This is a genomic window from Exiguobacterium sp. E17S (genome assembly GCF_057772545.1).
This window is the reverse complement of sequence record NZ_JBYLRU010000002.1, coordinates 260,178-286,460: the sequence shown is the minus strand read 5'-3', so window position 1 is coordinate 286,460 and position 26,283 is coordinate 260,178. Positions and strand designations below refer to the sequence as shown.

Genomic DNA, 26,283 nt, shown 5'->3' with positions numbered 1-26,283 from the left:
TCCCCTTTCGTGATTACCTGTATCTGTACCCATTTTCACGAAAAGACACACGTCAAAGGAGCTTGAAGATGCAAACTCAACTTTTTGAAGCACTTGAACAATTTGAACCCACGATGATCGCGTTACGTCGTGATTTCCACCGGCATCCGGAACTGTCCTTCCAAGAAGTCCGCACACCAGAACAGATTGCTGCCTTTTACACAGAACGAGGCATTCCTCATCAAACAGCCGTTGGAGGTCGTGGGGTCGTCGCGACGATTGAAGGTAAACAACCTGGTCCGACGATTGCTGTCCGCGCAGATTTTGACGCATTACCACTTCAGGAAGAGACAACGCTTGCTTTCCGGTCGATCCATCCTGGTATCATGCATGCTTGCGGGCATGATGGTCACACGGCAATGGTGATGGCCCTGGCTGCTACGCTCTATCCGTTGCGTGATCAATTGCAAGGAACGATTCGAATCATTCACCAGCATGGTGAAGAGGTCTTTCCCGGTGGAGCGATTCAAATGATTGAAGCCGGTGTCCTCGAAGGTGTCGATGCGATTTTTGCGACACATCTCGAAAATGATTTACCGGTTGGTACGATTGGGTTTCGGGAAGGACATACATTATGTGCGATCGACGAATTCGAAATCATCGTCCACGGTCAAGGCGGGCATGCCCAAGCACCACATAAAACAAAAGATGCGCTCGTCGCTGGAGCGCAGCTCGTCTGCAACTTACAGCATCTCGTCAGTCGACGGATCGATCCGTTTGAGCCTGCTGTTCTTGCAATTGGTTCTTTCCATGCGGGAACGGCTCCGAACATCGTCACGGGTGAAGCACGCATCGTCGGTGAAATTCGGACGTTCAATGAGACATTGCGGCATCAGCTCCGGCAAGAAGTCGATCTTGTCGCCAAAACGACATGTGCCGGCATCGGTGCTACCTATTCAATCGACTTCACGACTGGTTATCCAGCACTCTGGAATCATCCGGACGAGACAAAACTTGTTCAGGAAGCCGCTTCTTTCTTACCGGAAGCATCCGTCCGGGCACTCACACCAATGATGGCTGCGGATGACTTCGCGCATTATCTAACACATGTCCCGGGAAGTTATTTCTTTACTGGCTCCGGATATACGGACGGTCGCGTCAACTATCCACAGCATCATCCGCAGTACGAAATCAACGAACAGGCGTTGTTGATTGGTGCGAAGACACTCGGAGCGACGGTTTTACGTGCCTTGAAACCTAAGGATTGACTTTATTTCTGTGTGAATGGTATCATCACAACAATGATAACGAATGACATCAACTTCATATACCCTTATCAAGAGTGGACCGAGAGATCTGGATCGATGACGTCCCAGCAACCTGCGCATAGCAAGGTGCTACGACCAGCAAAGCGAAAGCTTTGGTTGATAAAAAGCGGCGACTCCTTTTGCAACCAAGCGAAGGAGTCGTTTTCGTTTTCTCGCTGTCAGACATACAATGGGGATTTCCCACGGAGAGGAAGAGACAGATGGAAAAAGCAACATTTGCAGGTGGATGTTTTTGGTGCATGGTGACACCGTTTGAAGAATTACCAGGAATCGAGGGAATCGTATCAGGTTACATGGGCGGACACGTCGACAATCCGACATACGAGCAAGTCAAGACAGGAACGACGGGACATCTCGAAGTCGTCCAAATCACGTTTGACCCGAGCCTGTTCCCGTACGAGCGTCTGCTCGAACTCTACTGGCCACAAACGGATCCAACGGATGCAGAAGGTCAATTCCAAGATCGCGGCACGCAGTACGCACCAGCAATCTTCTATCATACGGATGCGCAGCACGAAGCAGCGATCGCTTCCCGTGACGCTCTTGCTGCAAGCAATCGTTTCAAACAACCGATCGTGACGCGGATCGATGCCGCTTCTGAATTTTATCCGGCGGAAGAGTACCATCAAGACTTCCATAAGAAAAATCCAGAACATTATAAAAAAGATCGTGCTGCCTCTGGTCGCGATGCTTTCATCGAGCAGGAATGGAAAGATACGACGACGGTTTAATTCAAAAAATGCATATAAAAAACAGGTCAGCAAACATTTGTTTGCTGACCTGTTTCATTGTTATGAAAAAATAAGTCATGAAACACGTTCTACTTGATCCGCCGCCTTCTCTTCCGGCGCGACGACTTGATACCGCTTCAAAACGAAGATCCCACATACCATGACGGCGAGACCGACGAGCTGACCGAACGATAAATCAATTTGTGGTAAACCGAACCAGCCGAACGTATCAACAGCAAGAGCAAAGCTTAACTGCGAAATCAGAACGACAGAGATGGCGACGGACGGACCAAGCAACTGAATCCCACGCATGACACAAAAAACGACGCCGACACCGACAAGTCCACCAAACCAATAGAGTGGCGATACGTTTTGAATCTGTCCGATTGTTCCACCACGAAACAGAACATACGTGACACTTGCTCCGACGAAACCGACAAAGAAGACCAGCGTCGTCGTCGCCCAAGCTCCAAACGCGTCACTCATCCGAGCATTCAATACCGTCTGTAAACTGATTAACATCCCTGCCAACACGGCACACACGATGCCTATTACCATGTTCGTTCCTCCCTACTCATAGCTGTTGCCGTTCGCCTTCTCGCGAATCCGCTCCAGATCGACGATGATGATTTTCCCGCGTCGTCGAACGAGAATCTCTTCTTCACATAATTTCGTGATGATCCGATTGAGATGGCGATAACTCGTTCCAAGCCAGTCGGCGACGTCATGTAAGTTCGACGTCCGCATCTCCTGATAAAATAAACTGTCACTGGCTTCAGAAGCGATCGACAACAAATACCCTGCAAATCGCTCTTCAACTGTATACAACACATGGTGCGACGCTGATTTCGAGTCGGCATACCACTTCGCTGTGATCGTGCGTAATAAGAATTGCAGAAAGACGTTCGTTGTATTGTGCTCGCGTAAAATCGCATACGGTACGCTCAACACCTCGACATCGGTCACTGCTTCGACCGTATTCAGCACTTCCCGTTCATTGATGAACTCAGCGTCACCGATCACTGTCAGTGGTGTCTTGAATCGTAGAATCCGTTGTTTCCCTTCTGACGAGGCAGCAGATATCTTGACCTTGCCTGCGACGATGAAGTACATCCGGTCGATCGCTGCCCCTGTCGTACAGAGGAGTTCCCCTTTTTGGAAGGTTTCTTGACGCAACCAAGCGCGCGTCTCTTCCGTCAAAATCGTATCGAGTCCATACTGTTGAATGACGGTTTCCATGTTCATTCCCTCCCTTTAGGCAAGTGAGAAAATCGCAACTCCTGCAAGCATGAGACCCACACCAACCCACTGACCACGATTTCCTTGTTTTTTTAAGACACCGAACCATCCCTTTAAATCAATCACAAACGCACATAAAATCTGTGCGACGAGTAATAAACACATTGCCCATGTCATCCCGAGTTTTTGGATTGCTGTCAGTTCCGTTACGACGACTAGCACGCCAATCAAACCGCCACTCGCATAAATCCATGGTAACTGACGGAAGCCACCGATTTTCCGATCTCGTACGAAACTGTAAATGACTAAACAACCCATCAGACCCACAAAGTGGACGATCAATACGGACAACCACGGTCCGACGCCTGTCGCAAGGCGCGCATTGAATATGCCTTGCAGGGCGATGAACAGACCGCTCATCAAAGCAAACACGACTCCTTGCACGTCATCTCCTCCTTTAATCTCTACACTAGAGTAGACCTTACTCGTGCCCTACTTGAAAAGGACAAATGTCCCATTTTCAAAAAAACATGAAAAAACCCGCTGTCCACAAGTGGCATCACGGGTCCCTCACTATATGCTCATGTCGTAAAACGAGTCGTCGTTTGTTTCAGCTGTTCCTCTGCTTCCGCCATCATGCGCGTAAACAACTCCGCAACAGTCGGCACGTCATGAATCAATCCCGCAACCAGTCCAGCGTTGACATATCCGTTCTCCTCATCGCCCTCAAGAGCGCCTGTAATATGATACGACTCATTCGTCTGATCGAGAAAAGCAGCAGGTGTCTCTACTGTGAGTCGTTCGACGTAAGGACCATCAAGGACACGTCGGACGAATCCGACGGAACGTCCGATGATGCGTGTATCGGTATCGGTCGCATCCATTAAGTGCGCCTTGTATGCCGAATGAACCTTCGCCTCTTCCGTCGCAATCAACCGTGTTCCGAGCTGTGCGCCAGCCGCACCAAGCAACAGGACAGCTGCTAGTCCACGACCGTCACCAATCCCACCTGCTGCCAGGACCGGAATGTTGACCCGATCGACGAGTTGCGGAATCAAGGTCAGCGTCGTCAGCTCGAGCGGTGAATTGATGCCTGCTGCTTCAACTCCCTCCGCTACGAGTACATCAGCACCTGCCTGTTCTGCCTTTAACGCCTGTTTGACCGAGGCGACAACCGCGATCGTTTTGATGCCAGCAGCTTGAAGTCGCGCTATGTACGGTGCCGGGTTTCCGGCCGACAAGGAGACGACCGGAATCTTTTCTGCAATCGCGAGATCAATCAGTGCTTCCGTATAAGGAGACACCCGAATCGCGATGTTCAAAGCAAATGGTTGATCCGTCAGCATTCGTGTCTCGTGAATCCGCGACGCCACTTCATCAACCGACAATGTCCCGCACCCGAGCGTACCGAGTCCTCCTGCATTCGACACCGCTGCCGTAAGCGCCGCATGACTAATGTTACCCATTCCTCCTTGAATCAAAGGATATCGAATTTTAAAGAGCTCACAAATCAGAAACATGTCTTTCCTCCGTTCTCGCCTTCACTCACATGCTATACTGACATGGAATGAATAGTAGTTCATCTTATTATAGAAACGAGGTCATTCTGTTATGAAGATTCCGTATCAATCGATTCATCCGAACGTTGCCTCCGATGTATTCCTCGCTCCTGGTGCTTATCTGATCGGAGACGTCACGATCGGTTCCGAGTCTACCGTCTGGTTCAACGCTGTCTTACGCGGTGACGAAGGACCGATTACAATTGGGAAACGCTGCAGTATTCAGGACAACGCGACGATCCATCTCTATGAAGGGGCACCCGTCGTCATTGAAGATGAAGTGACGGTCGGACATAACGCGATTTTACACGGTTGCAAAATCGGACGTCGTTCGATCGTCGGAATGGGTGCGACCGTTCTTGATCATGCAGACATCGGTGAAGAATGCATCATCGGGGCGAATACGCTAATTCCATCGGGAAAAGTTTTCCCACCCCGTTCGCTGATCATCGGCTCTCCCGGTAAAGTCGTGCGTGAACTAACAGAAGCGGATCTCGCGATGATTCAGGAGTCGATTGATTCTTACGTCGATAAAGGATATGCCTTCCGGAACATTCTCGCAGAATCAGCTGAACAGAATACATCTGAATGACACGAATGCGGGGCGGATCAACTGATCCGTCCCGCTCTTTTCATTCGAATAAATGCTCACCTCTCTGCAAACAGCGGATGTTCCGCTGCGTCGTACGAGGCACTGCGTTGGGATACATCATGCGTCTCTTCAAAGATCGATTCGAAGAATCGACTCGCTGGTTGTGCGAGCAATCGGTAATATTGTTCGAACAAGAGCGCCGCGTGATGTCCGCTCCAAGCATCTGGTAACAGTTCTTGCGGTAATCCGGGATCCGTGAATAGAAACTTCCGGTATTCATGTACGAGCATCGTCCGTTCGACGAAACACTGTTCATCCGTCATTTCTCCGAGTTGGAGCTGACTCTGATGGACGATGTATTGCCGGCTGTAATCCGTGATGAACGTCTCGTAACGCTCTTGCAATTCCTCCAGCGGAAACGCACGCTCGACGAGGGATTGATCCTGCTTCGGACCGTGGTATTCACCGACGAAGAAATCGACATACTCTTCGATCTCGTACGCTTCGATCAATCGTTCCGCCTCTTTTTCAAGCGGGTTCGGTGAAATCCAAACCCCGTTCGATAAGTTGCCAAACCCACTCCACGTCAGTTCTTTGCGCAGCTCATCACGAATCTGGCGTTTATCCTCCGGAATCGTGTACATCAGCGTCCGCCACTTCCCGTCCCAGTCGTGCGGTGTTGATCTGTAGATCCGGCGTGCGGCCTCCTCCATCCGTTCCACCCCACGTGGTGTTAATGAATAGAAGCTTTTATTTCCTTGTTTCTCGGAGACGAGCCAGCCTTGTTTAACCATCCGGGATACCGCGACCCGAACGGCCTGCTCGTTATGTCCGAACTCTTTGACGAGTCGAATTAAACTACCGACCCAAATTTGATTGCCGTAATGGCGGATATAATCGCCGTAAATCGTAAAGATCATCGATTGGGTGTTCGCACTCATGGTATTCACTCTCTCTTCAGTCGTTCATAGTGTGTATCGTTAGTATACGGGTTATTTCAAACGTCGACCATCCTCATCTTCCTTCAAAGCGCGGTGCTCGTTTTTCAGCGAAGGCTTGTAGCGCTTCCTGACGATCAGCCGTCGGAATGACGACTTCATAAGCTTCTGTTTCGAGCTGTAGTCCTTCTTCGAGTGAGACATCCCGCCCTTGATCAATCGCTCGCTTCGCTTGGCGCAAGGCAATCGGACCATTCTGTAACATTTGATGGGCAAACTCAAGACACGTCGTCATCAACGCTTCCCGGGCAACAACGGCTGTCGCGAGTCCGTACCGTTCTGCTGTCATCGCATCGATTTTTTTAGCCGTGAAGATCAATTCCTTTGCCCGCGTCTCCCCAATCAGTCGTGGCAATCGTTGTGTTCCACCGGCTCCCGGAATGATCCCGAAGCTGGTCTCCGTCAAGCCGACGAGTGCATCCTCGACGAGAAAACGGAAATCACAGGCAAGGATCCACTCGAACCCACCGCCGAGCGCGTGACCGTTGACGGCTGCGATCGTTGGTTGCGGCAATTGTGCGATCGACGTGAAGACGTTGCGGATCGCAAGGACATTGCGCCGGACTTCTTCTTCGTTTAACTGCGCGCGTTCTTTTAAATCGGCACCCGCACTAAATGCTTTCCCCGTTCCCGTAAACAGGACGACCCGCGCTTCCGGGTCGACCGATAACGCATCGACCTGTTCTTGCAAAGCGACAAGCGTCGGATAATCGAGACAGTTCAAACGTTCCGGACGATCAATCCGGACGATCGCAATATAGCCTTCTCGTTCTAAGTGAATCATACGAGTCCCTCCCGATCGACGACGAGTGCGATCCCTTGTCCGACTCCAACACACATCGTCGCGAGACCATAGATCCGGTTCGTCCGGCGCATCTCATGCAATAATGTCGTCAAAATCCGCGCCCCACTTGCACCGAGTGGATGACCGAAGGCGATCGCACCGCCGTTGACATTGACTTTTTCGCTTGGTAAACCAAGTGCTTCGATACAGGCAAGACTTTGAGCCGCAAACGCTTCGTTCAACTCGATTTGATCGAGCTGTTCGACCGTCAACCCTGCCCGTCGGAGGACTTTTTTCGTCGCGTCGATCGGTCCGATTCCCATGATGGCCGGTTCGACCCCTGCCGTCGCACTCGCCCGGTAATACCCGAGCGGCGTCAAACCGAGTTCGTTTGCTTTTTCTTCACTCATCAATAACAACGCCGACGCACCGTCGTTGACACCAGATGCATTCCCCGCCGTCACGGTACCACTTGGGAATAACGGACGAAGTGTCGCCAGTTTCTCACGTGTCGTCTCAGGACGAGGATGTTCATCGCGGTCGAAGACGCTGACGTTACCTTTCCGGTCTGTTTGTGTGACCGCAACCAATTCGTCCGTGAAGCGCTCTGCCTCGATCGCTCGTTTTGCGCGTTGTTGGCTTTCGAACGCAAAGTCGTCCTGCGCTTCGCGCGAGATTCCGTACTGACGGGCGACGTTCTCGGCTGTCTCCGGCATCGAATCCGTTCCGTATTGATCTGCTAAACGATCATTGACGAAGCGCCAACCAATCGTCGTATCGTACATCGTCTGGTTGCCACGTGGATTGGCTTGATCCGGCTTCGCGAGAACGAACGGTGCACGCGTCATACTTTCCGTTCCACCAGCGATATAGATATCACCTTCACCTAAGGCAATCCCACGTGCCGCCACGATGACGGCGTCGAGCCCTGATCCACATAAGCGATTGATCGTCGTACCGGCGACTTCGACCGGTAGACCCGCTAGTAGTCCCGACATCCGGGCGACGTTGCGATTGTCTTCTCCCGCCTGATTCGCATTACCGAAAATGACTTCCTCGATCGTCTTCGGATCGACTTGTGGATTACGCTCAAGTAACGCTTCGATGACGCGTGCTCCTAAATCATCCGGACGAACCTGACGCAAGGCGCCGTTATAGCGACCGATCGGTGTCCGAACGGCATCGATGATGGCGACCCGTTTCATGATGTCACCTCGCGATTCGTATAATCATAGACACCACGACCTGTCTTACGACCGAGTCGACCCGCTTTGACATACTGTTCGAGTAGTGGTGCTGGACGGTATTTTTCGCCGAGCTTCTCATGCAGATACTTTAAGTTGTGGAGCCGAGTATCAAGTCCGACCAAGTCCCCGAGTTCGAATGGTCCCATCGGGTAGTTTAAGCCGAGTTTGATCGCTTTATCGATCTCTTCTGGTGTCCCGAGTCCTTCTTGTAACATGTAGAACGCTTCGTTTCCGACGAGCGCACTGATCCGCGAAGTCACGAACCCCGGAAACTCACGGATGACGACCGTTTCCTTCTGCATCTGACGCGCCACCTGTTCAAGAGCTGCGACCGTCTCATCCGATGTCTCAAGACCACGAACGAGCTCGATCAGTGGCATCAGATGGACCGGATTGAAGAAATGCATCGCCATGACCCGATCCGCTCGATTCGTAAAGGAGGCAATTTCCGTTGGACTCATCGTCGATGTGTTCGTCGCAAAATAACAGTCCGGACGTGCGTTTGCTTCTAACGTTTCAAAGACTTGCTGTTTGATGCTGAGTTGTTCCGGTACTGCTTCAATGACGAGATCCGCTTGTTGTGCCGCCTCAGCTAGGTCGGTCGACAGACTCAGCCGATCGAACAGTCCCTCGACCTCACTTGCGGACATCTTCCCTCGCGTGATTCCTTTCTCTGCGATGCGTTCGAGTTCTCGATAGGCACTTTCGACATAAGCTTCTTTTATATCAACGAGTGTCACCTGAAATCCGCGGTGTGCGGCAACATAAGCGATGCCACGTCCCATGACGCCGGATCCGACGACGACGATTTGTTCTACCATCTGAATTCCCCCTTATCCCCTGTGCTGTTAAAAAAGGCTGGACTTCCCGACGGAACTCCAGCCTTCCCTCTTGCTTATAGTCCGAACGGATTGAGTGGACGACTGCCGTAATACGACAAGATACTTTTTGTTTCCGTGTACAGATCAAGTGTTTCGATACAGAGTTCTCGACCGAAGCCTGATTGTTTATAGCCACCAAACGGTGTACCCGGGAAAGCAGAGAACGGACAGTTGACCATGACGATGCCGGCTTTGATTTGATTGGCGACACGTGTCGCTTTCGCGCCATCTTTCGTCCAAACAGCTGAGCCGAGTCCAAATGATGTATCGTTTGCTAGACGAATCGCTTCTTTTTCATCTTTGAACGGCATGACGACGACGACCGGTCCGAATATTTCTTCATTGACCGCTTTCATCTCGTGCGTGACGTCCGTGATGATCGTCGGTGCGTACCAGAAGCCTTTTTCGTATCCTTCTGGTGCTGCCGCGTGACCACCTGTGACGATTGTTGCCCCGTCCGCTTTCGCTGACTGGACGTATCCATCGATGACGTCGACTTGTTGTTGGTCGATGATCGCTCCGACGTGTGTTCCTTTGTCGAACGGGTTACCGAGGACGAGTTGTTTTGTTTTTGCGACGAATTGTTCCATGAACGCTTCGTAGATCTCCTCGTGGACGTAAAGACGCGAACGCGCTTCACACGATTGACCGCTGTTATAGAAGATGCCGAACAACGAACCATCAACGGCTGCCGTCACGTCCGCATCTTCAAAGACGATGTTCGGTGATTTCCCACCGAGTTCGAGTGTGACCCGTTTTAGCGTCTCAGACGCACGTCCCATGATGTCTTTACCGACTGGCGTCGAACCCGTGAAGGCGACTTTATCGACGTGAGGATGCTCGACAAGATGGTTGCCGATTTCGCGTCCGGATCCCGGGATGACGTTGACGACACCTGCTGGTACGCCAGCTTCTAGACAAATCTCACCGAGAATGATCGCTGTCAATGGTGTCAATGTCGCTGGTTTGACGACGACCGAGCAACCGACAGCTATTGCTGGTGCGACTTTCCAAGCTGCCATCATTAACGGATAGTTCCACGGAATGATTTGTGCACAGACACCGACCGCTTCTTTTTCCGTATAGTTATGGAATTGTCCCGGTACGTTATTGACGACACCACGGTGACCGACGATTGCACCCGCATAGAACTCGAAGTCTTCGATCGCTTGCGTGACTTGTCCTTGCGCCGCTGCCAGTGATTTCCCTGTATCAAGAATCTCCAGTTCGACGATTTCGTTGAAGCGGGAACGCATGATGCTCGCAATCTTATTCAAGATTTGTGCCCGACGGCCGACCGGCCACATCTTCCACTTTCCGTGATCAAACGCATCACGTGCCGCTTGAACAGCACGATCGGCGTCTTCCTTCGACGCTTTTGCGACTTCCGCGATCACTTCGCCCGTTGCCGGATTGTATGTTTTGAACGTCTCGCCTGTTGCACCCTCGACTTGTTCGCCGTTGATGAGCAAGTGATAGACGGACCGTTTCATTTCAAGTGTTTTTTCATGTACTGTCGACATTGTATTCACTCCTGTTCCTGTTGATTGAAAATCGGTGATCGTTTTTCGAGAAATGCTTGCATGCCTTCTGTTTGATCGGCTGTCGCGAACAAGAGATAGAAGTTACGGCGTTCGTGCTCCATCCCATCCTGTAACGATAAATCGACGGCTTTGTTTGCCGCGTCCTTAATCAACCGCAACGCCATGCTCGGTTGATTCGATAACCGCTCTGCCATCGCCAGCACCGTCGCTTCGACATCAGCCGTCACCCGGTTGATGATACCGAGTCGTTCCGCTTCCTCTGCCTTCATCCGGTCGCCGGTGAAGAGCCACTCGAGCGCCCGCGTTCGACCGATGCATTTCGTCAAGCGCTGTGTCCCGCCTGCTCCCGGCATGACGCCGAGTCCGACTTCCGGGAATCCGAACTGTGTCTCAGGATCGGCGTAGATTAAATCACAAGCGAGTGCCAGTTCAAAACCGCCGCCAAGGACGAACCCGTGGACACCTGCGATGATTGGCTTTTTGATTCGGCTGATCCGGTCCCAGTCCGCGAACGGATCGAGGAGTTCCATCGAGATCGGTGTCGCCTCGAGCATCTCCTCGATATCGGCGCCTGCTGAGAACGATTTTCCGTTTCCGGTCAAGACGATGACCGTCACCCGTTCGTCTCGGTCGAACGTCTCCATCGCCTCGACGATTTCCCGGACCATCGTTCGGTTCAGCGCATTGTATCGTGCCGTTCGGTCGAGTCGAATCCGACCGATCCGATCGACCATTTCCGTCTTAACGTACTGTTGTGTCGGCATGGACATCTTCACCAATCATCAATGTGACGAGATCCCCCGCAAAGCTCATCAAGTCTTTCCCGGACGCTTTTCCTTCGAGCGAACGCATACCTGCTTGCATCGCTTCCTGACTTTCATAGACCATCTCGCACATCAAGTAATACTCTCCGTCTCCGCCCATTGGTGAGCCGACGATTTTCGTGACATTCATTTCTTGCAGTCCTGGAATTTTTGCTGTCAATGGACCATGGACCTCAAAGTAATGCTGATCGAATGCTTCCTTGTTTTCCGGATGTTTGTAAAGTGCGATTAATTTTGCCATATTGATTACCTTCCTTCACATGAGAGTAGAGACGGGTTTCATCGCCTCGAATGGATTTTTACACGATTTACAGTAGAGAATACTTCGACAAGCGGTCGGTCCGAATAAGTTTTCCATCGTCACGTACGTCGATCCACAGTACGGACAGTCAATCTCCCACTTCCCTTGCTCGAACCGAGGGGGAGCGATCCCGAATTCCTTCAATCCTTGCATGCCTTGTTCCGTGATCCGGTCCGATGTCCACGGTGGATCAAATCGGAACTGGACGTCGACCTGTTCGACATTCGGAATCACCTGCAAGGCGGATTCGGTGTTTTTTTAATGATTTCAAGCGCCGGGCAACCGAGGAACGTCGGGAGAAGCGTGACGCGCACCAGGTAACCATGCTCCGTCGCTTCCGCGTCCATCGTCTCGACCATGCCAAGATCTAAAATACTGACGCTATCAATTTCCGGATCCTTCACCCCGTTCAGGGCTTCCCGGATTGCATCCTGGAGTGTCGTCGTCATGCTTCCCTCTCCTTTCACCACGTCGCCGTCTGATCGATCAAGTAGACTTCTCCGAGTGTCGCAAGCGCGTCGTTCAAATCTTCTGTATGATCGCCGTCCCGCCCGTTACGCGTCATCTGCATTTCCGGAAGAGTCACGTTCAATTCGACGAGCAACGGTGTGATCGTCTGATACCAACGATCGAGTAAAATGCCTTGCCCTTCGATCAACCGCATCTCTTCGATCAATTGACCGTGTTCGCCATAATCGAACATGTCACCGAAGTCATAGAGGACTTTTTCTAGGGCTGCATCCATCTTCTGCCGCGCCGTCTCCGTCGATTGATAAAGCTGGGTAAACCACGTTTGCCAGTGCAGCAAATGATAGTACAACTCCATGTTGATCTTGATGGCAGCCGTAGCGAGTGGCTCGTAACTGCTCGACTTCAAAGCATCAATCCGGATCTTTTTCGCGACCGTGTAGCAATAGTTCCGTACGACGGCGAATGCCCAGTCATATTCAGGCTTCTCCATGTAGTAGCCAGGTCCGTTGACACGTTCGACGAGGATCGAATTCTTCCGTTCATGCGCCAGTCGGACATGAGCTAATGCATCAGCATTTCCTTCGCCGAGTTCTTCGAGGAGTTGGTAATACATCGCCGCGTGTCCCATCGAATCTTGCGCAATCGAAGACGAAGCGACGTCCTCTTCGATATGCGGTGCGAGTCCGAGCCATTCCGAACCACGATACGCGTAAAGGAAATCATCATCCGCGAGTTGATAGAGTAAGGAGGCGAGTGCCGTCCGTTCTTGTTCCGTCATTTGGAATCGCCTCCTTGCCAAGACATGATCTCTTTTTCATCGAGCATCTGTTGCTCGTAATGACGCCATTTTTTCTTCAAGTAGCCGTACCCTTTCGTCGTCCGGTAGTCCTTATTATCAAGGCGTTGTAACATCTGCTTCTCATCGGGTGATAAACCACGGATATCTTCGCGTTTGACGACCCAGATGTCGACGACCGGTTCCCGGCGCATGAAGTTTTCTTGCGCCATCAACAGTGCCATCTCCTTGTTCGGAGCGAGCAAGCTGAATTGATGGGTAAACGCCGCGTTCGGCGTCCGTTTGCTAAAGACTTCGAATTCGTGATAAAACGTCTCGTTCATCGTGCTTTCCCCTCTCATGCCTTCGTTTCAGCGAGTGCATCCCGTACCCAGGCGTTATTTTCATAAGATGTCCGGCGCAGGTCCAGTCGCTCTTTCGAACGTGGTCCTCCCCCTTGGATGATCGTCTTGAATTTTGTCCAGTCTGGCTGTGCATATTCCCACTGCCCTGTCTCTTCATCAAAACGTAACGTCGGATCCGGAATGACGAGTCCGAGTGAACGAATCCGTGGTACGTACTTCGTAAAGAAGTTTTGCCGTAACTCTTCATTCGTTTTCGTCCGAATCTTATAGGCGATCGTCACGTCCTGTTTTGATGTCCCAGTCGTCTCTTTCGAGGCTGGTCCAAAGAACATCAATAAGGATTCCCACCACTCATCCAGTGATTCCTGAATCATCGCCCGCTGTTCCGGTGTTCCTTCCGCGAGTGCCATGATGATCGACTCTCCGTGTTGCGCATGGAAGACCTCTTCCGCACAGATCCGTTGCAAAGCCCGTGCGTAAGGTCCATATGAAGCACCGAGCATGTTCGTCTGCGTGATGATCGCCGCGCCATCGACGAGCCAACCGATCACCCCGGCATCAGCCCATGACCGCGTCGGCATGTGGAAGACGTTGTGGAACTTCAATCGTCCGGTGAATAAATCGTCCATCAAATCCCCGCGTGTCTTGCCATACGGCTTCATCAAATCCTCGACGACACGAAGCAACAGTTGTCCATGCCCCATCTCATCCTGGACCTTCGCCATGATGCCGAGCTTCCGGCGAAGTGATGGTGCTTTTGGAACCCATTCTTTTTCCGGAAGTGCACCCATGATTTCACTGATACCGTGCATCGAAATCAATTTAATCAGCGTGTCCCGGTAAAAAGCAGGCATCCAGTCATCGGCTTCGATTTTTTCACCTCGCTCGATTCGTTCCTTAAAGCGAGCCAATTTTTCCTCTTCCGTCAGTTGGACGGGTTCGAACAGTTGTGTTGCATCATACATGCTAGTTCCTCCTTTGAATCAGACGAGTGATGTCGAGCGTCGATCAACGATCCGAACGGCTTTCCCTTCCGATCGTGGTAACCCTTGATGCGGGTGACAGACGAGATCAATAGAAATGAGACATTCCGACTTGATGGCGTCACATATCGAACGCCTTTGTCGCTCCGAGATATTTTCGAATTCGATATGTAGCTCAACGGCATCGAGTCCCGCTTTACGCACGAGATGGATTTGATAATGTGGCGTCACGTCCGGTTGTTGGAGCAAGACTCGCTCGATTTCTGACGGAAAGACGTTGACCCCTCTGATGATCAGCATGTCGTCTGTCCGACCTTTGACACGTGACATCCGTGTCGTCGTCCGACCACAAGCACACGCCTCATGCGTGATCGATGCTAAGTCACCTGTCCGGTAACGAATGATTGGAAGCGCTTTCTTTTTTAAGCTTGTAAAAACGAGTTCCCCGACCATGCCATCTGGTACCGGTTCCCCCGTAACGGGATCGACGACTTCCGTAATGAATAAGTCATCCATGATATGCAGACCTGCCTGCTCCTGACATTCCATCGCGACACCTGGTCCCATGATTTCACTGAGTCCATAAATATCGAATGCCTGTAGATCAAAGGTCTGTTCGAGTGTCTGACGCATCTCTTCCGACCAGGGTTCGGCTCCGAAGATGCCGTAACGCATGCTTGTGTTGCGTGGATCGATGCCCCGTTCGATCATGCGTTCTGCTAATCGCAAGATATAAGAAGGTGTCCCACAGATGCCATCCGGTCGGAAATCCTCGATTAACGTGATTTGGCGATCCGTGTTGCCGCCGGAAATCGGCAAGATTGTCATACCTAGTTTTTCAGCACCTGCATGAAGACCGAGTCCACCTGTGAACAGTCCGTAGCCGTATGCATTGTGCAACAAATCAGCTGGTGAACCACCGGCTAAGACTAAGCTACGTGCTACGGCATCTGCCCAGTCGTCTAAATCTTCTTGCGTATACCCGACGACGGTCGGTTTACCACTCGTACCAGACGAGGCGTGAATTCGAGTGACCTGTTCTCGTTCGACGGCAAATAGCCCGAACGGATAATGATCGCGTAAATCTTGCTTGCGTGTGAAGGGAAATTTTCGTAGATCTTCGATCGTTTGAAAATCATGTGCCGTCATCTGCAATGTCTGCAGACGTTCTTGATAGAACGGGACGCGCGTGACGTGTTCCATCGTTTGACGTAATTGCTCCATCTGTAGTTGCTCCCGCGTTTGCGCATTCATCGTTTCGTGATGTTGATCGTACATACCTGCACCTCCTCATCATGTATACAATAATTAAACGGTCGTTTATTTTTAGTTATATGTTTAACGTACGATACGTTCACAATGTTGTCAATCTTGTTTTGTTAAATGCTCCCAAACGATTCTCGCTTTATCACTTCAACGCACCTTATCAGTAAATCGTTCGGCTTATAAAGCTATTTTTTCATGATAGAGAGTCTTTTTTGGAAAATATTTCTGAAATGATTTGCTCATTTTGTAACGGGTTGATAAAATATCGTGTGACAAGTGTTATACTATTTTTGGTAAGACCACTTGATTGAATGAGGATTCGTTGTAGTGAAGGGGGATCACGATGAAGCCAGGTTTAGCTGTCGGGGATACAGCAGAGATTCAAGCGGTCGTCTCGCAAGATATGTTTGCACGGTTTGAAGGTCAATTGGTTCATCCCGCATACTCGACCGTTTCGATGGTCTACCATATGGAATGGGCAGCACGTCAACTTATCCTGCCTTACTTAGAGGCAGACGAAGAAGGTGTCGGGGGTGCGGTTTCGTTGAAGCATCTTAGCATGGCAGCTGAAGGCGCACGATTGATTGTGACCGCTACAGTAACACGCGTCACAGCACGTCGCGTTGACGCTGACATTGAAGTCCGAGACGGACAATCGATCATTGGAACAGGAGAAGTGACACAATTCATTTTAGAAAAAAGTCGGATTCAAGAAAAATTGCAAGTGAATGCTCCAACAAAATGAAAGCGCTTACTTATATTTGATAGAGGAGGACTCTACTATGAACATGTTAAACCCATCTACGAATCCAACGCTCTCGATCATGGAAAAAATCGCGGGTCATGAGCAAGTCGTCTTTTGCAACGACCCTGTCTCAGGGTTACAAGCAATCATCGCCATCCACGATACGACGCTCGGTCCCGCTCTCGGTGGTTGCCGCATGGCGCCTTACGCTTCTGTCGATGAAGCACTTGACGATGTCCTCCGCCTGTCACGTGGCATGACGTATAAATGCGCTGCCGCTGATGTTGATTTTGGTGGTGGTAAAGCTGTCATCATCGGTAATCCGGCAACAGATAAATCACCAGAGCTTTTTCGTGCCTTCGGTCGCTTCGTCGATTCGCTCGGCGGACGTTTTTACACCGGAACCGACATGGGTACGACGATGGATGACTTCGTTCATGCTAGCCGGGAAACGTCACGCATCGTCGGCATTCCGGAAGCCTTTGGCGGAAGTGGCGATTCATCGATCCCGACGGCTGAAGGTGTCGTCTATGGACTCCGGGCGACGATCGAGACGTTATTCGGTTCAGACGATTTGAGTCGAGCGACTTACGCGATCCAAGGACTTGGAAAGGTCGGCTTCAAGGTTGCCGAACAACTGTTACTCGCCGGTGCGACGATTTATGTTTCAGACGTCAATGAAGCCGCGCTCGCAGCAATCGTGACCCAAGCCGAAATGGCACCCGGGACAGTTCGCGTCGTCTCACCTCACGAAATCCATCTAACAGACGCTGATATTTTCGTTCCATGTGCATATGGCGGTGTTATTCACGCCCAAAATATCGCCCTCTTACCGTGCAAAGCCATCTGCGGTTCGGCGAACAATCAGCTTGCAGATGAACAGCTCGCGCACGTCTTGATGGATCGCGGCATCTTGTATGCACCAGACTATATCGTCAACGGTGGTGGATTGATTCAAGTCGCTGACGAACTGTACGGAGCAAATCACGAACGGGTTCTCCTGAAGACGCGTCACATCTATGACGCCGTGCTCGAAGTCTTCAAGGAGTCGCAAGCAGAGAACATCACGACGGTCGAAGCCGCGAACCGGATGTGTGAAAAACGGATGCAGATCCGGGCAAAACACAACAACATCTTCACGAATACGACAAAACCAAAATGGGATATCCGTAACCACTGAAGGAGGGACTGACATGGAGCAACATTTTCCGATTCAACGCATCATCGATGAAGAAGGTCGTATCATCGACGCCTCAAAAGAACACGATCTGACGAAAGAGCTCGCCCTCACCCTATATGAACAGATGCATCGGATCCGGACGTTCGACCGGAAGGCGATCAACTTACAACGCCAAGGGCGCCTCGGCACTTATGCACCGTTCGAAGGACAAGAGGCGGCGCAAGTCGGTAGTGCACTGGCGTTGTCAGAGCAGGACTGGTTATTCCCGACGTACCGAGATCACGGTGCGACGTTGACGTTCGGTGCCGACATGGTGCGGACCCTTCTCTACTGGAACGGTCGTGTCGAAGGTTGCGTGCCATCTGAGAAACACATCTTCCCTCCTGCCGTTCCGATTGCGACGCAAATTCCGCATGCCGTCGGTGCCGCGTGGGCAGAAAAACGAAAAGGTACGACGAACGTCGCGGTCGCCTACTTTGGTGACGGGGCCACGTCTGAAGGCGACTTCCACGAAGGGATGAACTTCGCGAGTGTCTTCCAAGCACCAGTCATTCTGTTCAACCAAAACAATCAATTCGCGATTTCTGTTCCGATCGAAAAACAGATGCATTCCGAAACGATCGCACAAAAAGCGATCGCCTACGGAATGCCAAGCGTCCGAATCGATGGGAACGATGCATTTGCCGTCTATTTCACGATGCAAGCAGCCGTTGCGCGTGCCCGTTCTGGCGGTGGACCAACATTGATTGAAGCCGTCACATGGCGATTTGGTGCGCATACGACAGCAGATGATCCAACGAAATACCGTGATCAAGCCCGCTCTCGTGACCGGGTCGATCCGCTCGATCGACTTGAACAGTTCTTAAAACACCAAGGCTACTTTGACGAAACCTGGATGCAACAGCTGCAGGAACGGCACCAGGCAGAAGTCGAAGCGGCAGTAACTGCGATGGAGCAATTCAAGGCACCAGACGTCAATGATCTGTTCGACCATACGTACGCGACCTTACCGGTTGATGTCCAGCAACAAAAAGAAGCGTATCTGCTAGCAAGGGGGAAATGAGATGGCAACACCAATCAATCGTCAAACAGAGATGACACTCGTTCAAGCTGTCACGGATGCCCTGCGGACAAAATTGTCGGAGGATGAGACAACCCTCGTCCTTGGAGAAGACGTCGGAAAAAACGGTGGTGTCTTCCGAGCGACGGACGGCTTACAGGAAGAGTTCGGGGAAGACCGGATCGTCGATACACCGCTCAGTGAAGCCGGCATCGTCGGTACGTCGATCGGTCTTGCCATCAATGGCTTTAAACCGATCGTCGAGATTCAATTTCTTGGCTTCATCTACCCTGCCTATGAACAAATCATGACGCACGTCTCCCGGATCCGGATGCGGACGATGGGACGGTACAGTGTGCCAATGGTCATTCGTGCGCCTTATGGTGCCGGCATCCGGGCACCGGAAATCCATTCCGACAGCACAGAAGCACTCTTTACATCGATGCCTGGTCTCAAGGTCGTCTGTCCGGCGACGCCATACGATGCAAAAGGGTTATTGATTGCTGCGATTGAAGATCCAGATCCCGTGTTATTCCTTGAGTCGATGCGCAGTTACCGCTCATTTAAGGAAGTCGTACCGAGCGAATCATATACCGTTGAAATCGGAAAAGCGCGCTGCGTCAGCGAAGGGACGGACGTGACGTTGATCGCCTGGGGAGCAATGGTTCAAGTAGCCCAAAAGGCAGCAACGGCTGCTCAGGAACGCGGGATTTCTTGCGAAGTCCTCGACTTACGGACGCTTTATCCGCTTGACCGGGAAACGATTGCTGCTTCCGTTCAAAAGACGGGTCGTGCCGTCATCGTTCATGAAGCCGCAGCAATGGGTGGTCTCGGTAATGATCTCGTGACATTGATCAACGATACGGCGTTTCTTTATTTACGGGCACCGATTGCCCGCGTGACCGGTTTTGATGTTCCGGTTCCGCTGTTCGCCCTCGAAGACCATTACATTCCGACGCCAGAACGTGTCCTTGCGACGATTCAGCGTACGGTCGAGTTTTAAGGAGCTGAATGCCATGATCGAAGTTAAATTACATGATGTCGGTGAAGGAATGACAGAAGGTGAAATCGCCCATTACCTCGTCCAAGTCGGAGACCATGTCACGACGGATCAACCGGTCGTCGAGGTCGCGACCGATAAGATGGTCGCCGAACTACCGGCTCCTGTTTCCGGGATCGTCAAGGAAATCATCATCCCGGTCGGTCAGACGGTGCAAGTCGGTACGACATTATTGCACATCGAAGCAATTAACGCTTCCGACATGCCGGTCGCGGTAACACCTGAAGCGTCGTCCGCTCCTGAACCAGCATCGGTTGCTGTCACTGCCCCACCTGTTCAAGTTTCTCCAGCAAAACGGGTCCTCGCGACACCATATACACGAAAAATCGCTCGTGATCACGGGATTGATATCGAAGCTGTCACGGCTTCCGATCCATCGGGTCGCGTCTCGGAGGACGACGTGCTTCGCTTCGTCCAGGCTGCTACTACCCAACAAGAGACAGCTACGCCGATCATTGAAGAGGTCACGTACCAAGAAACCTTACCGGAAACGATTCCGTTTCGCGGCATTCGCAAGCAAATCGCGAAAAAGATGACCCAGTCACTTTACACGATTCCCCATGTCACCCACTTCGAGGAAGTCGATATGACGCGTTTGCTCGCACTACGTGCCGAATGGAAAGCAGCTGGACGAAACATCAACGTCAACGCCTTCTTCATTAAAGCCTTGATTGTTGCCTTAAAAGAGTATCCTGTCTTTCATGCCAAACTCGATGAAGCAAATGCATGTATTCGATTAGAGCAGGATTTCCACTTTGGCATGGCAACCGAAACACCGGACGGGTTGATGGTTCCGGTCATCCGTCATGCCGATCAGCTCTCACTGACGGAACTGCATGAACAATTGGTCGCGTTGCAACAACGTGCTCAAAACGGTGCCTTGCGCGCAGCGGACTTAAAACCAAGCACTTTTACGATGAGTAATGTGGGTCCGCTCGGCAGTACGGGAGCAACACCGATCATCAACTATCCGGAGACAGCACTGATTGCCTTCCATAAGACGAAAAAACGAGCCTGTGTCGATGAGAATGATCAAATCGTCGTTCGCTCGATGATGAATTTGTCGATGTCGTTCGATCATCGTGTCGCAGACGGGGCAACGGCTGTTGCCTTTACGAACCGATTCGTGTCACTGATTGAACATCCGACTACCCTACTTCTGGAGTTGATCTAACATGGTTGTTGGCGAACTTACACAAGAACGGGATCTTCTGATCATCGGTGGAGGTCCCGCAGGTTATACGGCAGCGATTCGCGCCGCACAAGGCGGTCGAAACGTTACATTGATTGAACAAGCTGAACTCGGTGGACTTTGTCTGAACCGAGGCTGTATCCCGTCCAAGGTCTATGCGCATGCGGCAGAAGAGATGTTACGCTTGCCGCATCTTGAAGACCTTGGATTCACCGCCCCTGCTGTCCATGATTTTAGTAAACTGAATGCTTACCGGAATCGTGTCGTGCAACAATTACGTCAAGGAGTGGTCGCTCTCTGTCAGGCGAACCAGATTGAGCATATCTCTGGTGCAGCCTCCTTCCTGTCAGAGGACCGGATTGGCGTCGAGTCGGGACATCAGTTCGATACGTACCGGTTCCAGGACGTCATCATTGCGACCGGCAGTCACAGCATCCAGCACGAGGAATCGTGCCGCTTGAATGCCGAACAGCTTTATCAACTCGAGCAACTACCAGAGAGCTTATTGATCATTGGATCTGACACGCTAGCACTCGAAGCGGCCGCCTGTTTCCATGCACTTGGGACAGAGGTGACGTTGTTCGCGGATCAATTGCCACTCGAACCAAGCCTTGAAAAGGAACTGAAGCGGACATTCAAAAAACAAAAAATCCGTCTCGTGTCGGATGTCGTGACACGTATCGAGGCTTCATCGGACGCGACCGTCACCGTCATGAAAAACGGAGAAGAAGTCGCCTATCAGGGTGCCTATCTGTTCCAGTCCCTTTCCCGGATCCCGAACAGTTTGACACTCGGTCTCGAACGGATTGGTGTGACGCTTGCAGAAGACGGAACGATTTCAGTTGACGCAACTGGACGAACGAATCAACCCCACATTTACGCAATCGGTGATGTCACACCGGGGCCACAGCTCGCCATCCGTGCGATTCATGAAGCGAAGCGGACGGCAGCGCATCTGTCCGGTCAAGACGTCGATTCAACGACACCGTATTATCCGACGGTTCTACGGACCTTCCCACCGATTGCTTCGGTCGGGATGACAGAACAAGAAGCAGTCGAAGCCGGACATGCTGTTCAGAGCGGACAGTTCCCACTGAATGCAAACGGAGCGACGACGATTGAAGGTGGCAGTGGGTTCGTCAAGGTCATCGCTGATGAGCAAACATCACTGATCCTTGGTATTCACATGATCGGAGACGATGCTCATCGTCTCGTCGGACAATTCACCCAAGCGCTGGAACTGACAGCAAAACGGGAGGATCTTCTCTTCCCTGTCATGGCCCATCCGAGTCGAAGCGAAGCCTTGACGGAATCGATGGAAGCCTTATTTGGTCAATCGATTCATCTTCCACCGCGGCAACAAGTCGGTTCGCGCGCGTAATCCAAAAGAGGTGCCTCTGCGTCAGAAGCACCTCTTTCTGATTCATCACTTCATTTCGTGTAGAAAGGAAAACATGTCATGGAACTGTACTTCACTCGTTTGCACTGGAATACGCATACGTTTCCGGTCGCCGCTACAGCAGATGGTCTCTGTTATGTCGGCGCTTGGGATGAACCGGAGGATTTATTCGACGACTGGTCGCGGAAACACTTTCCCCGAGCCGAGCGGATTGCTTCTGACACCGTGCTTGCTCCGTATACGGAGCAGCTACTGGCTTATTTAAATCAACAGTCGACGACACTGTCCTTTCCAATCGCACCAGTCGGTACCCCGTTTCAACTTGAAGTCTGGAATGCTTTACGCGCGGTACCGTACGGTCAAACCGCCACCTACTCCGATATCGCGGAACGACTCTTCCGCCCGAACGCGACTCGCGCGATTGGTACAGCAATTGGGAAAAATCGATTACTGCTCGCGATCCCATGTCACCGGATCATTGGCAAAAAAGGCGATCTGCTTGGTTATCATGGCGGTCTGAATATGAAGCGTACACTACTCGCGCTCGAGCAACGCCTCTGATTCTCGTCCCTCTTCGCTGAACGATAAAGCGAACAGAATCCCGAACGGATCGCGGACTTGCGCATACCAACCTCCAAAGTCTGCTACCGCAAGGGGTGTGACGATTTGACCGTCTGTCGTTAATCGTAAATACACTTGCTCGAGCTCTTGAAGCGACGTAAAAGTCAACAACAGATGGAGCGAAGAAGAGGTATTCGGCGCGGCACTCTCGTCCCAGAGCATCAATTCAAACGCGCCATTGGATAAATGCGCGTGGTAGACGGTATCTCCTGCTTCATCCATTATGATACGCCTACGTGTCATCGCAAATACGTTTTCGTAGTACACGATCGCCTGCTTGGCTTGTCCCGAAAAAACGAGACAAGGAGTAGCGGCATACTGCATGAAAAGCCCTCCTTTCATTATGCTTTAGTATCACCTTTCACACTTTTCTTCCCGATTTCCTTCTATACACAAAAAGGGGTTGACTCAAAAAAAGAATGATGCGTCTTTTCACGCCCTTTCCTCAGGCGAGACACAAGCCAGTTTTCCTGCTTTATTCAAGCAGGAAAGCGGGTCTTGTTTGTCTCTGACAGCGCATAATGCGCTTTTTCCTGTAGGAGTGGCGTGTGACGCGTCATTCTTTTTGTTACGAGAAAAGGGTGGCAGATCATCATTCTGCCACCCTTTTCTTTGCAGAGACTGATTTTTGAGTCAGCCCCTTCTTCTTCGAATCCATCAAGACACTACACCAAAGCGATAAGTTGTTTTCCAATGATAGGTCTCACCGGGTGACAACAAGATTGATGGAAAATCGGGTTCATGGACTGCATTCGGATGGACTTGTGCTTCAAGGCATAGACCAAGTGATGGTCGAGCCGGAACACCGTGAACCGTATAATCGGTCAGTAGTTGCGTTCCCGTATAGAGCACGACCGCCGGCTGATTCGTTGTGACGTCGACGAAACGACCGGACACCGGATCTTCAAGTCGAAGTGTGTCATCCCGCAACACGAAGGGATGATCATAGCCGTTTCCAACAGCAATCGTCTCGGGATGCTCCAGCGTAATCCCGTCACGAATCGACTGACCGTTCCGGAAATCGAACGGGGTTCCGGAGACATCCCGTTGTTCCCCTGTCGGTAAGCCGTCTGGCTGGACCTGTAAGTAGCAGTCGCTTGGTAACGTCAAGACGTGATCTAACACATCCCGCTTCGCATCTCCCGATAAGTTGAAGTACGTATGATTCGTCAGATTGAGTGGTGTCGTCTGATCCGTCACGGCCGTCATCTCAAGCGTCAGTGTTGTTCCCTCTAATCGATAATATACGTCGAGTGTGACCGTTCCCGGATAACCTTCTTCTCCATCCGGACTGTTCAAGCGCAAATGGAACAATGTATCCGTCGCTTCGATGACATCGAACCATGCTTGATCGAATCCGTGAATCCCACCATGCAGATGATTCGCACCGTCGTTTGCGACAAGCGGATAGACCTGTCCCGCTACTTCGAAGCGTGCCTGTCCGATTCGACCAGCGACGCGTCCTACGATTGCCCCGAAGTAAGGCGAGTGCTGTTGATAATCGTTCACCGTCTCGAGACCGAGGACGACACTTTCCAAATGACCATCCCGATCGGTTGTCCGGATATCTTGAATGATGCCGCCGTAGTTCCAGAGTGTCACTTCGATGCCTTCCTGGCGTAACGTATGTCGGATCAACTCTTTCTCAAGTAGTTGCGTCATCGTTGTTCCTCCACCGGTTGGCGCGTCACGAGTTGAACGAATCGCCCGAACGCCGCCTGACCTTCTTCCGTCTGTTTAAAGACGCCACAGTCCTCGAGACCACGTACGAATTTCGCAGCGACCGCTTGCTCGACGTACATCGTGACATCTTGTCCGACATACGCTTGTTTTAGTTCCTGCGCCCAGTCAGCATGCGCGACAGCCACTTCGTCGACTTCACCTGTGATGAACTGTTCGACCTGTTGCAACTCTTGGAGCAGGCGTGCCGGTAAGACCGCCAGTCCCATCACTTCGATCAAACCGATATTTTCCCGCTTGATGTGGTGAATATCGGCATGCGTATGGAAAATACCGTCCGGATGTTCTGCTGACGTCCGATTGTTCCGTAAGACGAGATCGAGCTCGAATTGTCCATCATGTTGACGGGCGATCGGCGTTACCGTATTGTGTCGCGTCTCACCGGTATGTGAACGGATCTCTTGGCTCTCATCCGTATACGTCAACCACGTCTCATAAACGGTCGTCGCAGCATCGAGTAGTGCCGACGCATCTTCACTCTTCAGACGCAACACACTCAGTGGCCAGTGTAATGTTTCACCAGTGACTGTCGGTTGATCTGGTAACGTAAAGGATGTTAAAGCGTTTGCCCGGTCCATCGCAAACGTATAGCGACCGCCCTGATAATGATCATGCGTCAGGATCGATCCGCCGACGATTGGCAGATCAGCGTTCGAACCAGCAAAGTAATGCGGAAACTGCTCAACGAAGGCGAGCAGGCGTGCAAACGCATCCCGATTGATGACCATATCACGATGTTCCTGTGACAAGATGATGCTATGTTCGTTGTAATAGACGTACGGCGAATATTGTAACGCCCACGATTCTTCCAGCAGTGTCAGCGGAACGATTCGGTGATTCGCACGGGCTGGATGATTCGCACGCCCCGCGTAGCCGACGTTTTCAACGCACAACAGGCAGGTCGGATAGTTCGACGTCGTCGGTGCCTCCGTCCGAGCTGCTGCGATTTCACGCGGGTCTTTTTCCGGCTTCGATAAGTTGATTGTGACATCAATCGTCCCGTAAGCCGTATCCGCTTGATAGCGTTTATTCTTAGCGATCCGTTTCGTTTGGATGTAATTGCTCGCTTGACTCAGTTGATAAAAGTAATCCGTCGCCGCTATCGGTGATTCAGCGTACAGACGACGGAATGCCGCCGTCACGTCAGACGGACGGGCGACGAAGATATCCATCACATCTGCTGCGAACTGCTCTTTGTCTTCAAAACGCGCCGGCAACTGTCCACTTACGATCAACACTTCAATCATGTCATCCAAGATATCTGGAATCGGGCGAGATGGTACGTCTGCCTGTTCTTCAAAATCGGCTTGACCGACCCGCGCTAGAATCCGGTTCCGGGCGTAGATCGCATCTTCCGGTTCAATCAAGCGTTCCTGGATTGCTTGCGCTACTAACTGTTGGATGAGTTCATTCATCGCC

The 26,283-nt window shown here is 51.4% G+C and carries 28 protein-coding genes, 1 pseudogene and 1 riboswitch; of the genes and pseudogenes, 10 read left to right on the top strand and 19 right to left on the bottom strand.

Features of this window, described 5'->3' with window-relative positions; translation table 11 throughout:
- The first annotated feature begins 68 nt into the window (after nucleotides 1-68).
- Nucleotides 69-1,247, top strand: coding sequence for a M20 metallopeptidase family protein (locus tag AC3B4V_RS10640; RefSeq protein WP_488378375.1), 1,179 nt, complete (start codon nucleotides 69-71; stop codon nucleotides 1,245-1,247).
- Between the two features lie 62 nt (nucleotides 1,248-1,309).
- Nucleotides 1,310-1,413: riboswitch (SAM riboswitch) on the top strand.
- Between the two features lie 94 nt (nucleotides 1,414-1,507).
- Nucleotides 1,508-2,038: a peptide-methionine (S)-S-oxide reductase MsrA gene (msrA, locus tag AC3B4V_RS10635; RefSeq protein ID WP_023467010.1), complete on the top strand. Its 531-nt coding sequence runs from the start codon at nucleotides 1,508-1,510 to the stop codon at nucleotides 2,036-2,038.
- A 75-nt stretch (nucleotides 2,039-2,113) separates the two neighbouring features.
- Here msrA and AC3B4V_RS10630 read toward each other — a convergent pair whose 3' ends face one another.
- The 4 genes from AC3B4V_RS10630 to AC3B4V_RS10615 all read right to left on the bottom strand — a co-directional run bounded on the left by AC3B4V_RS10630 (nucleotide 2,114) and on the right by AC3B4V_RS10615 (nucleotide 4,797).
- Complete coding sequence (locus tag AC3B4V_RS10630) at nucleotides 2,114-2,596, bottom strand: DMT family transporter (RefSeq protein ID WP_214861379.1); 483 nt, start codon at nucleotides 2,594-2,596, stop codon at nucleotides 2,114-2,116.
- 12 nt (nucleotides 2,597-2,608) lie between these two features.
- Nucleotides 2,609-3,277 (bottom strand): Crp/Fnr family transcriptional regulator, encoded by a 669-nt coding sequence (locus AC3B4V_RS10625; RefSeq protein WP_023467006.1) that lies wholly within the window; start codon nucleotides 3,275-3,277, stop codon nucleotides 2,609-2,611.
- 15 nt (nucleotides 3,278-3,292) lie between these two features.
- On the bottom strand, nucleotides 3,293-3,721 hold the full coding sequence (locus tag AC3B4V_RS10620; protein ID WP_058265576.1) for a DMT family transporter: 429 nt from the start codon (nucleotides 3,719-3,721) through the stop codon (nucleotides 3,293-3,295).
- 137 nt (nucleotides 3,722-3,858) lie between these two features.
- Nucleotides 3,859-4,797, bottom strand: a complete 939-nt coding sequence (locus AC3B4V_RS10615) for an NAD(P)H-dependent flavin oxidoreductase (RefSeq protein ID WP_488378374.1) — start codon at nucleotides 4,795-4,797, stop codon at nucleotides 3,859-3,861.
- 91 nt (nucleotides 4,798-4,888) lie between these two features.
- Here AC3B4V_RS10615 and AC3B4V_RS10610 point away from each other — a divergent pair, with 91 nt between their 5' ends.
- Nucleotides 4,889-5,428 (top strand): gamma carbonic anhydrase family protein, encoded by a 540-nt coding sequence (locus tag AC3B4V_RS10610; protein WP_488378373.1) that lies wholly within the window; start codon nucleotides 4,889-4,891, stop codon nucleotides 5,426-5,428.
- 56 nt (nucleotides 5,429-5,484) lie between these two features.
- Here AC3B4V_RS10610 and paaX read toward each other — a convergent pair whose 3' ends face one another.
- The 12 genes and pseudogenes from paaX to AC3B4V_RS10550 form a co-directional block, all read right to left on the bottom strand.
- The gene (paaX, locus tag AC3B4V_RS10605) at nucleotides 5,485-6,369 is read right to left on the bottom strand and encodes a phenylacetic acid degradation operon negative regulatory protein PaaX (RefSeq protein WP_050678965.1); all 885 of its coding nucleotides are present in this window, start codon (nucleotides 6,367-6,369) and stop codon (nucleotides 5,485-5,487) included.
- A gap of 73 nt (nucleotides 6,370-6,442) precedes the next feature.
- Nucleotides 6,443-7,210, bottom strand: a complete 768-nt coding sequence (locus AC3B4V_RS10600) for an enoyl-CoA hydratase-related protein (RefSeq protein WP_488378372.1) — start codon at nucleotides 7,208-7,210, stop codon at nucleotides 6,443-6,445.
- Nucleotides 7,207-8,415 carry an acetyl-CoA C-acyltransferase gene (locus AC3B4V_RS10595; RefSeq protein ID WP_488378371.1) on the bottom strand — a complete coding sequence of 403 codons (1,209 nt, stop codon included), beginning with the start codon at nucleotides 8,413-8,415 and terminating at the stop codon, nucleotides 7,207-7,209. Before AC3B4V_RS10595 ends, AC3B4V_RS10600 begins: the two co-directional genes overlap by 4 nt.
- Nucleotides 8,412-9,278 (bottom strand): 3-hydroxyacyl-CoA dehydrogenase, encoded by an 867-nt coding sequence (locus AC3B4V_RS10590; protein ID WP_064300606.1) that lies wholly within the window; start codon nucleotides 9,276-9,278, stop codon nucleotides 8,412-8,414. Before AC3B4V_RS10590 ends, AC3B4V_RS10595 begins: the two co-directional genes overlap by 4 nt.
- Nucleotides 9,279-9,352: 74 nt before the next feature.
- Entirely contained in the window at nucleotides 9,353-10,861 is a 1,509-nt protein-coding gene (locus AC3B4V_RS10585) for an aldehyde dehydrogenase family protein (RefSeq protein WP_488378370.1), read from the bottom strand.
- Between the two features lie 5 nt (nucleotides 10,862-10,866).
- Complete coding sequence (locus tag AC3B4V_RS10580; RefSeq protein ID WP_023466997.1) at nucleotides 10,867-11,646, bottom strand: enoyl-CoA hydratase/isomerase family protein; 780 nt, start codon at nucleotides 11,644-11,646, stop codon at nucleotides 10,867-10,869.
- Complete coding sequence (locus AC3B4V_RS10575; RefSeq protein WP_488378369.1) at nucleotides 11,624-11,947, bottom strand: EthD family reductase; 324 nt, start codon at nucleotides 11,945-11,947, stop codon at nucleotides 11,624-11,626. The genes AC3B4V_RS10580 and AC3B4V_RS10575 overlap by 23 nt, the downstream gene beginning before the upstream one ends.
- Nucleotides 11,948-11,962: 15 nt before the next feature.
- Nucleotides 11,963-12,456: pseudogene (gene paaD, locus AC3B4V_RS10570) on the bottom strand (1,2-phenylacetyl-CoA epoxidase subunit PaaD).
- A gap of 14 nt (nucleotides 12,457-12,470) precedes the next feature.
- Nucleotides 12,471-13,256, bottom strand: a complete 786-nt coding sequence (paaC, locus tag AC3B4V_RS10565; RefSeq protein WP_149426765.1) for a 1,2-phenylacetyl-CoA epoxidase subunit PaaC — start codon at nucleotides 13,254-13,256, stop codon at nucleotides 12,471-12,473.
- Entirely contained in the window at nucleotides 13,253-13,597 is a 345-nt protein-coding gene (gene paaB, locus AC3B4V_RS10560) for a 1,2-phenylacetyl-CoA epoxidase subunit PaaB (protein WP_023466991.1), read from the bottom strand. Before paaB ends, paaC begins: the two co-directional genes overlap by 4 nt.
- Nucleotides 13,598-13,611: 14 nt before the next feature.
- Nucleotides 13,612-14,583: a 1,2-phenylacetyl-CoA epoxidase subunit PaaA gene (paaA, locus tag AC3B4V_RS10555; RefSeq protein WP_133208338.1), complete on the bottom strand. Its 972-nt coding sequence runs from the start codon at nucleotides 14,581-14,583 to the stop codon at nucleotides 13,612-13,614.
- An 18-nt stretch (nucleotides 14,584-14,601) separates the two neighbouring features.
- Entirely contained in the window at nucleotides 14,602-15,879 is a 1,278-nt protein-coding gene (locus AC3B4V_RS10550; RefSeq protein WP_350468414.1) for a phenylacetate--CoA ligase family protein, read from the bottom strand.
- A gap of 331 nt (nucleotides 15,880-16,210) precedes the next feature.
- On the opposite strand from AC3B4V_RS10550, the gene AC3B4V_RS10545 reads away from it, so the two are divergent.
- The 7 genes from AC3B4V_RS10545 (at nucleotide 16,211) to AC3B4V_RS10515 (ending at nucleotide 23,064) form a co-directional block, all read left to right on the top strand.
- Nucleotides 16,211-16,612 (top strand): thioesterase family protein, encoded by a 402-nt coding sequence (locus AC3B4V_RS10545; protein ID WP_488378368.1) that lies wholly within the window; start codon nucleotides 16,211-16,213, stop codon nucleotides 16,610-16,612.
- A 37-nt stretch (nucleotides 16,613-16,649) separates the two neighbouring features.
- On the top strand, nucleotides 16,650-17,792 hold the full coding sequence (locus tag AC3B4V_RS10540; RefSeq protein ID WP_133208336.1) for a Glu/Leu/Phe/Val family dehydrogenase: 1,143 nt from the start codon (nucleotides 16,650-16,652) through the stop codon (nucleotides 17,790-17,792).
- A gap of 13 nt (nucleotides 17,793-17,805) precedes the next feature.
- Nucleotides 17,806-18,855 carry a pyruvate dehydrogenase (acetyl-transferring) E1 component subunit alpha gene (pdhA, locus tag AC3B4V_RS10535; protein WP_195865747.1) on the top strand — a complete coding sequence of 350 codons (1,050 nt, stop codon included), beginning with the start codon at nucleotides 17,806-17,808 and terminating at the stop codon, nucleotides 18,853-18,855.
- Nucleotide 18,856: 1 nt separating this feature from the next.
- Entirely contained in the window at nucleotides 18,857-19,855 is a 999-nt protein-coding gene (locus AC3B4V_RS10530) for an alpha-ketoacid dehydrogenase subunit beta (RefSeq protein ID WP_058265564.1), read from the top strand.
- A 13-nt stretch (nucleotides 19,856-19,868) separates the two neighbouring features.
- On the top strand, nucleotides 19,869-21,086 hold the full coding sequence (locus AC3B4V_RS10525; RefSeq protein ID WP_488378367.1) for a dihydrolipoamide acetyltransferase family protein: 1,218 nt from the start codon (nucleotides 19,869-19,871) through the stop codon (nucleotides 21,084-21,086).
- Between the two features lies 1 nt (nucleotide 21,087).
- Nucleotides 21,088-22,485, top strand: coding sequence for a dihydrolipoyl dehydrogenase family protein (locus AC3B4V_RS10520; protein ID WP_488378366.1), 1,398 nt, complete (start codon nucleotides 21,088-21,090; stop codon nucleotides 22,483-22,485).
- Nucleotides 22,486-22,563: 78 nt separating this feature from the next.
- Entirely contained in the window at nucleotides 22,564-23,064 is a 501-nt protein-coding gene (locus AC3B4V_RS10515) for a methylated-DNA--[protein]-cysteine S-methyltransferase (protein ID WP_326188491.1), read from the top strand.
- Here AC3B4V_RS10515 and AC3B4V_RS10510 read toward each other — a convergent pair.
- The 3 genes from AC3B4V_RS10510 to AC3B4V_RS10500 form a co-directional block, all read right to left on the bottom strand.
- On the bottom strand, nucleotides 23,038-23,448 hold the full coding sequence (locus tag AC3B4V_RS10510; protein ID WP_488378365.1) for a VOC family protein: 411 nt from the start codon (nucleotides 23,446-23,448) through the stop codon (nucleotides 23,038-23,040). The two genes, AC3B4V_RS10515 and AC3B4V_RS10510, sit on opposite strands and share 27 nt — an antisense overlap.
- A 333-nt stretch (nucleotides 23,449-23,781) precedes the next feature.
- On the bottom strand, nucleotides 23,782-24,786 hold the full coding sequence (locus tag AC3B4V_RS10505; RefSeq protein ID WP_488378364.1) for an aldose epimerase family protein: 1,005 nt from the start codon (nucleotides 24,784-24,786) through the stop codon (nucleotides 23,782-23,784).
- Nucleotides 24,783-26,279 (bottom strand): UDP-glucose--hexose-1-phosphate uridylyltransferase, encoded by a 1,497-nt coding sequence (locus AC3B4V_RS10500; protein ID WP_488378363.1) that lies wholly within the window; start codon nucleotides 26,277-26,279, stop codon nucleotides 24,783-24,785. The genes AC3B4V_RS10505 and AC3B4V_RS10500 overlap by 4 nt, the downstream gene beginning before the upstream one ends.
- Between the last annotated feature and the right edge of the window lie 4 nt (nucleotides 26,280-26,283).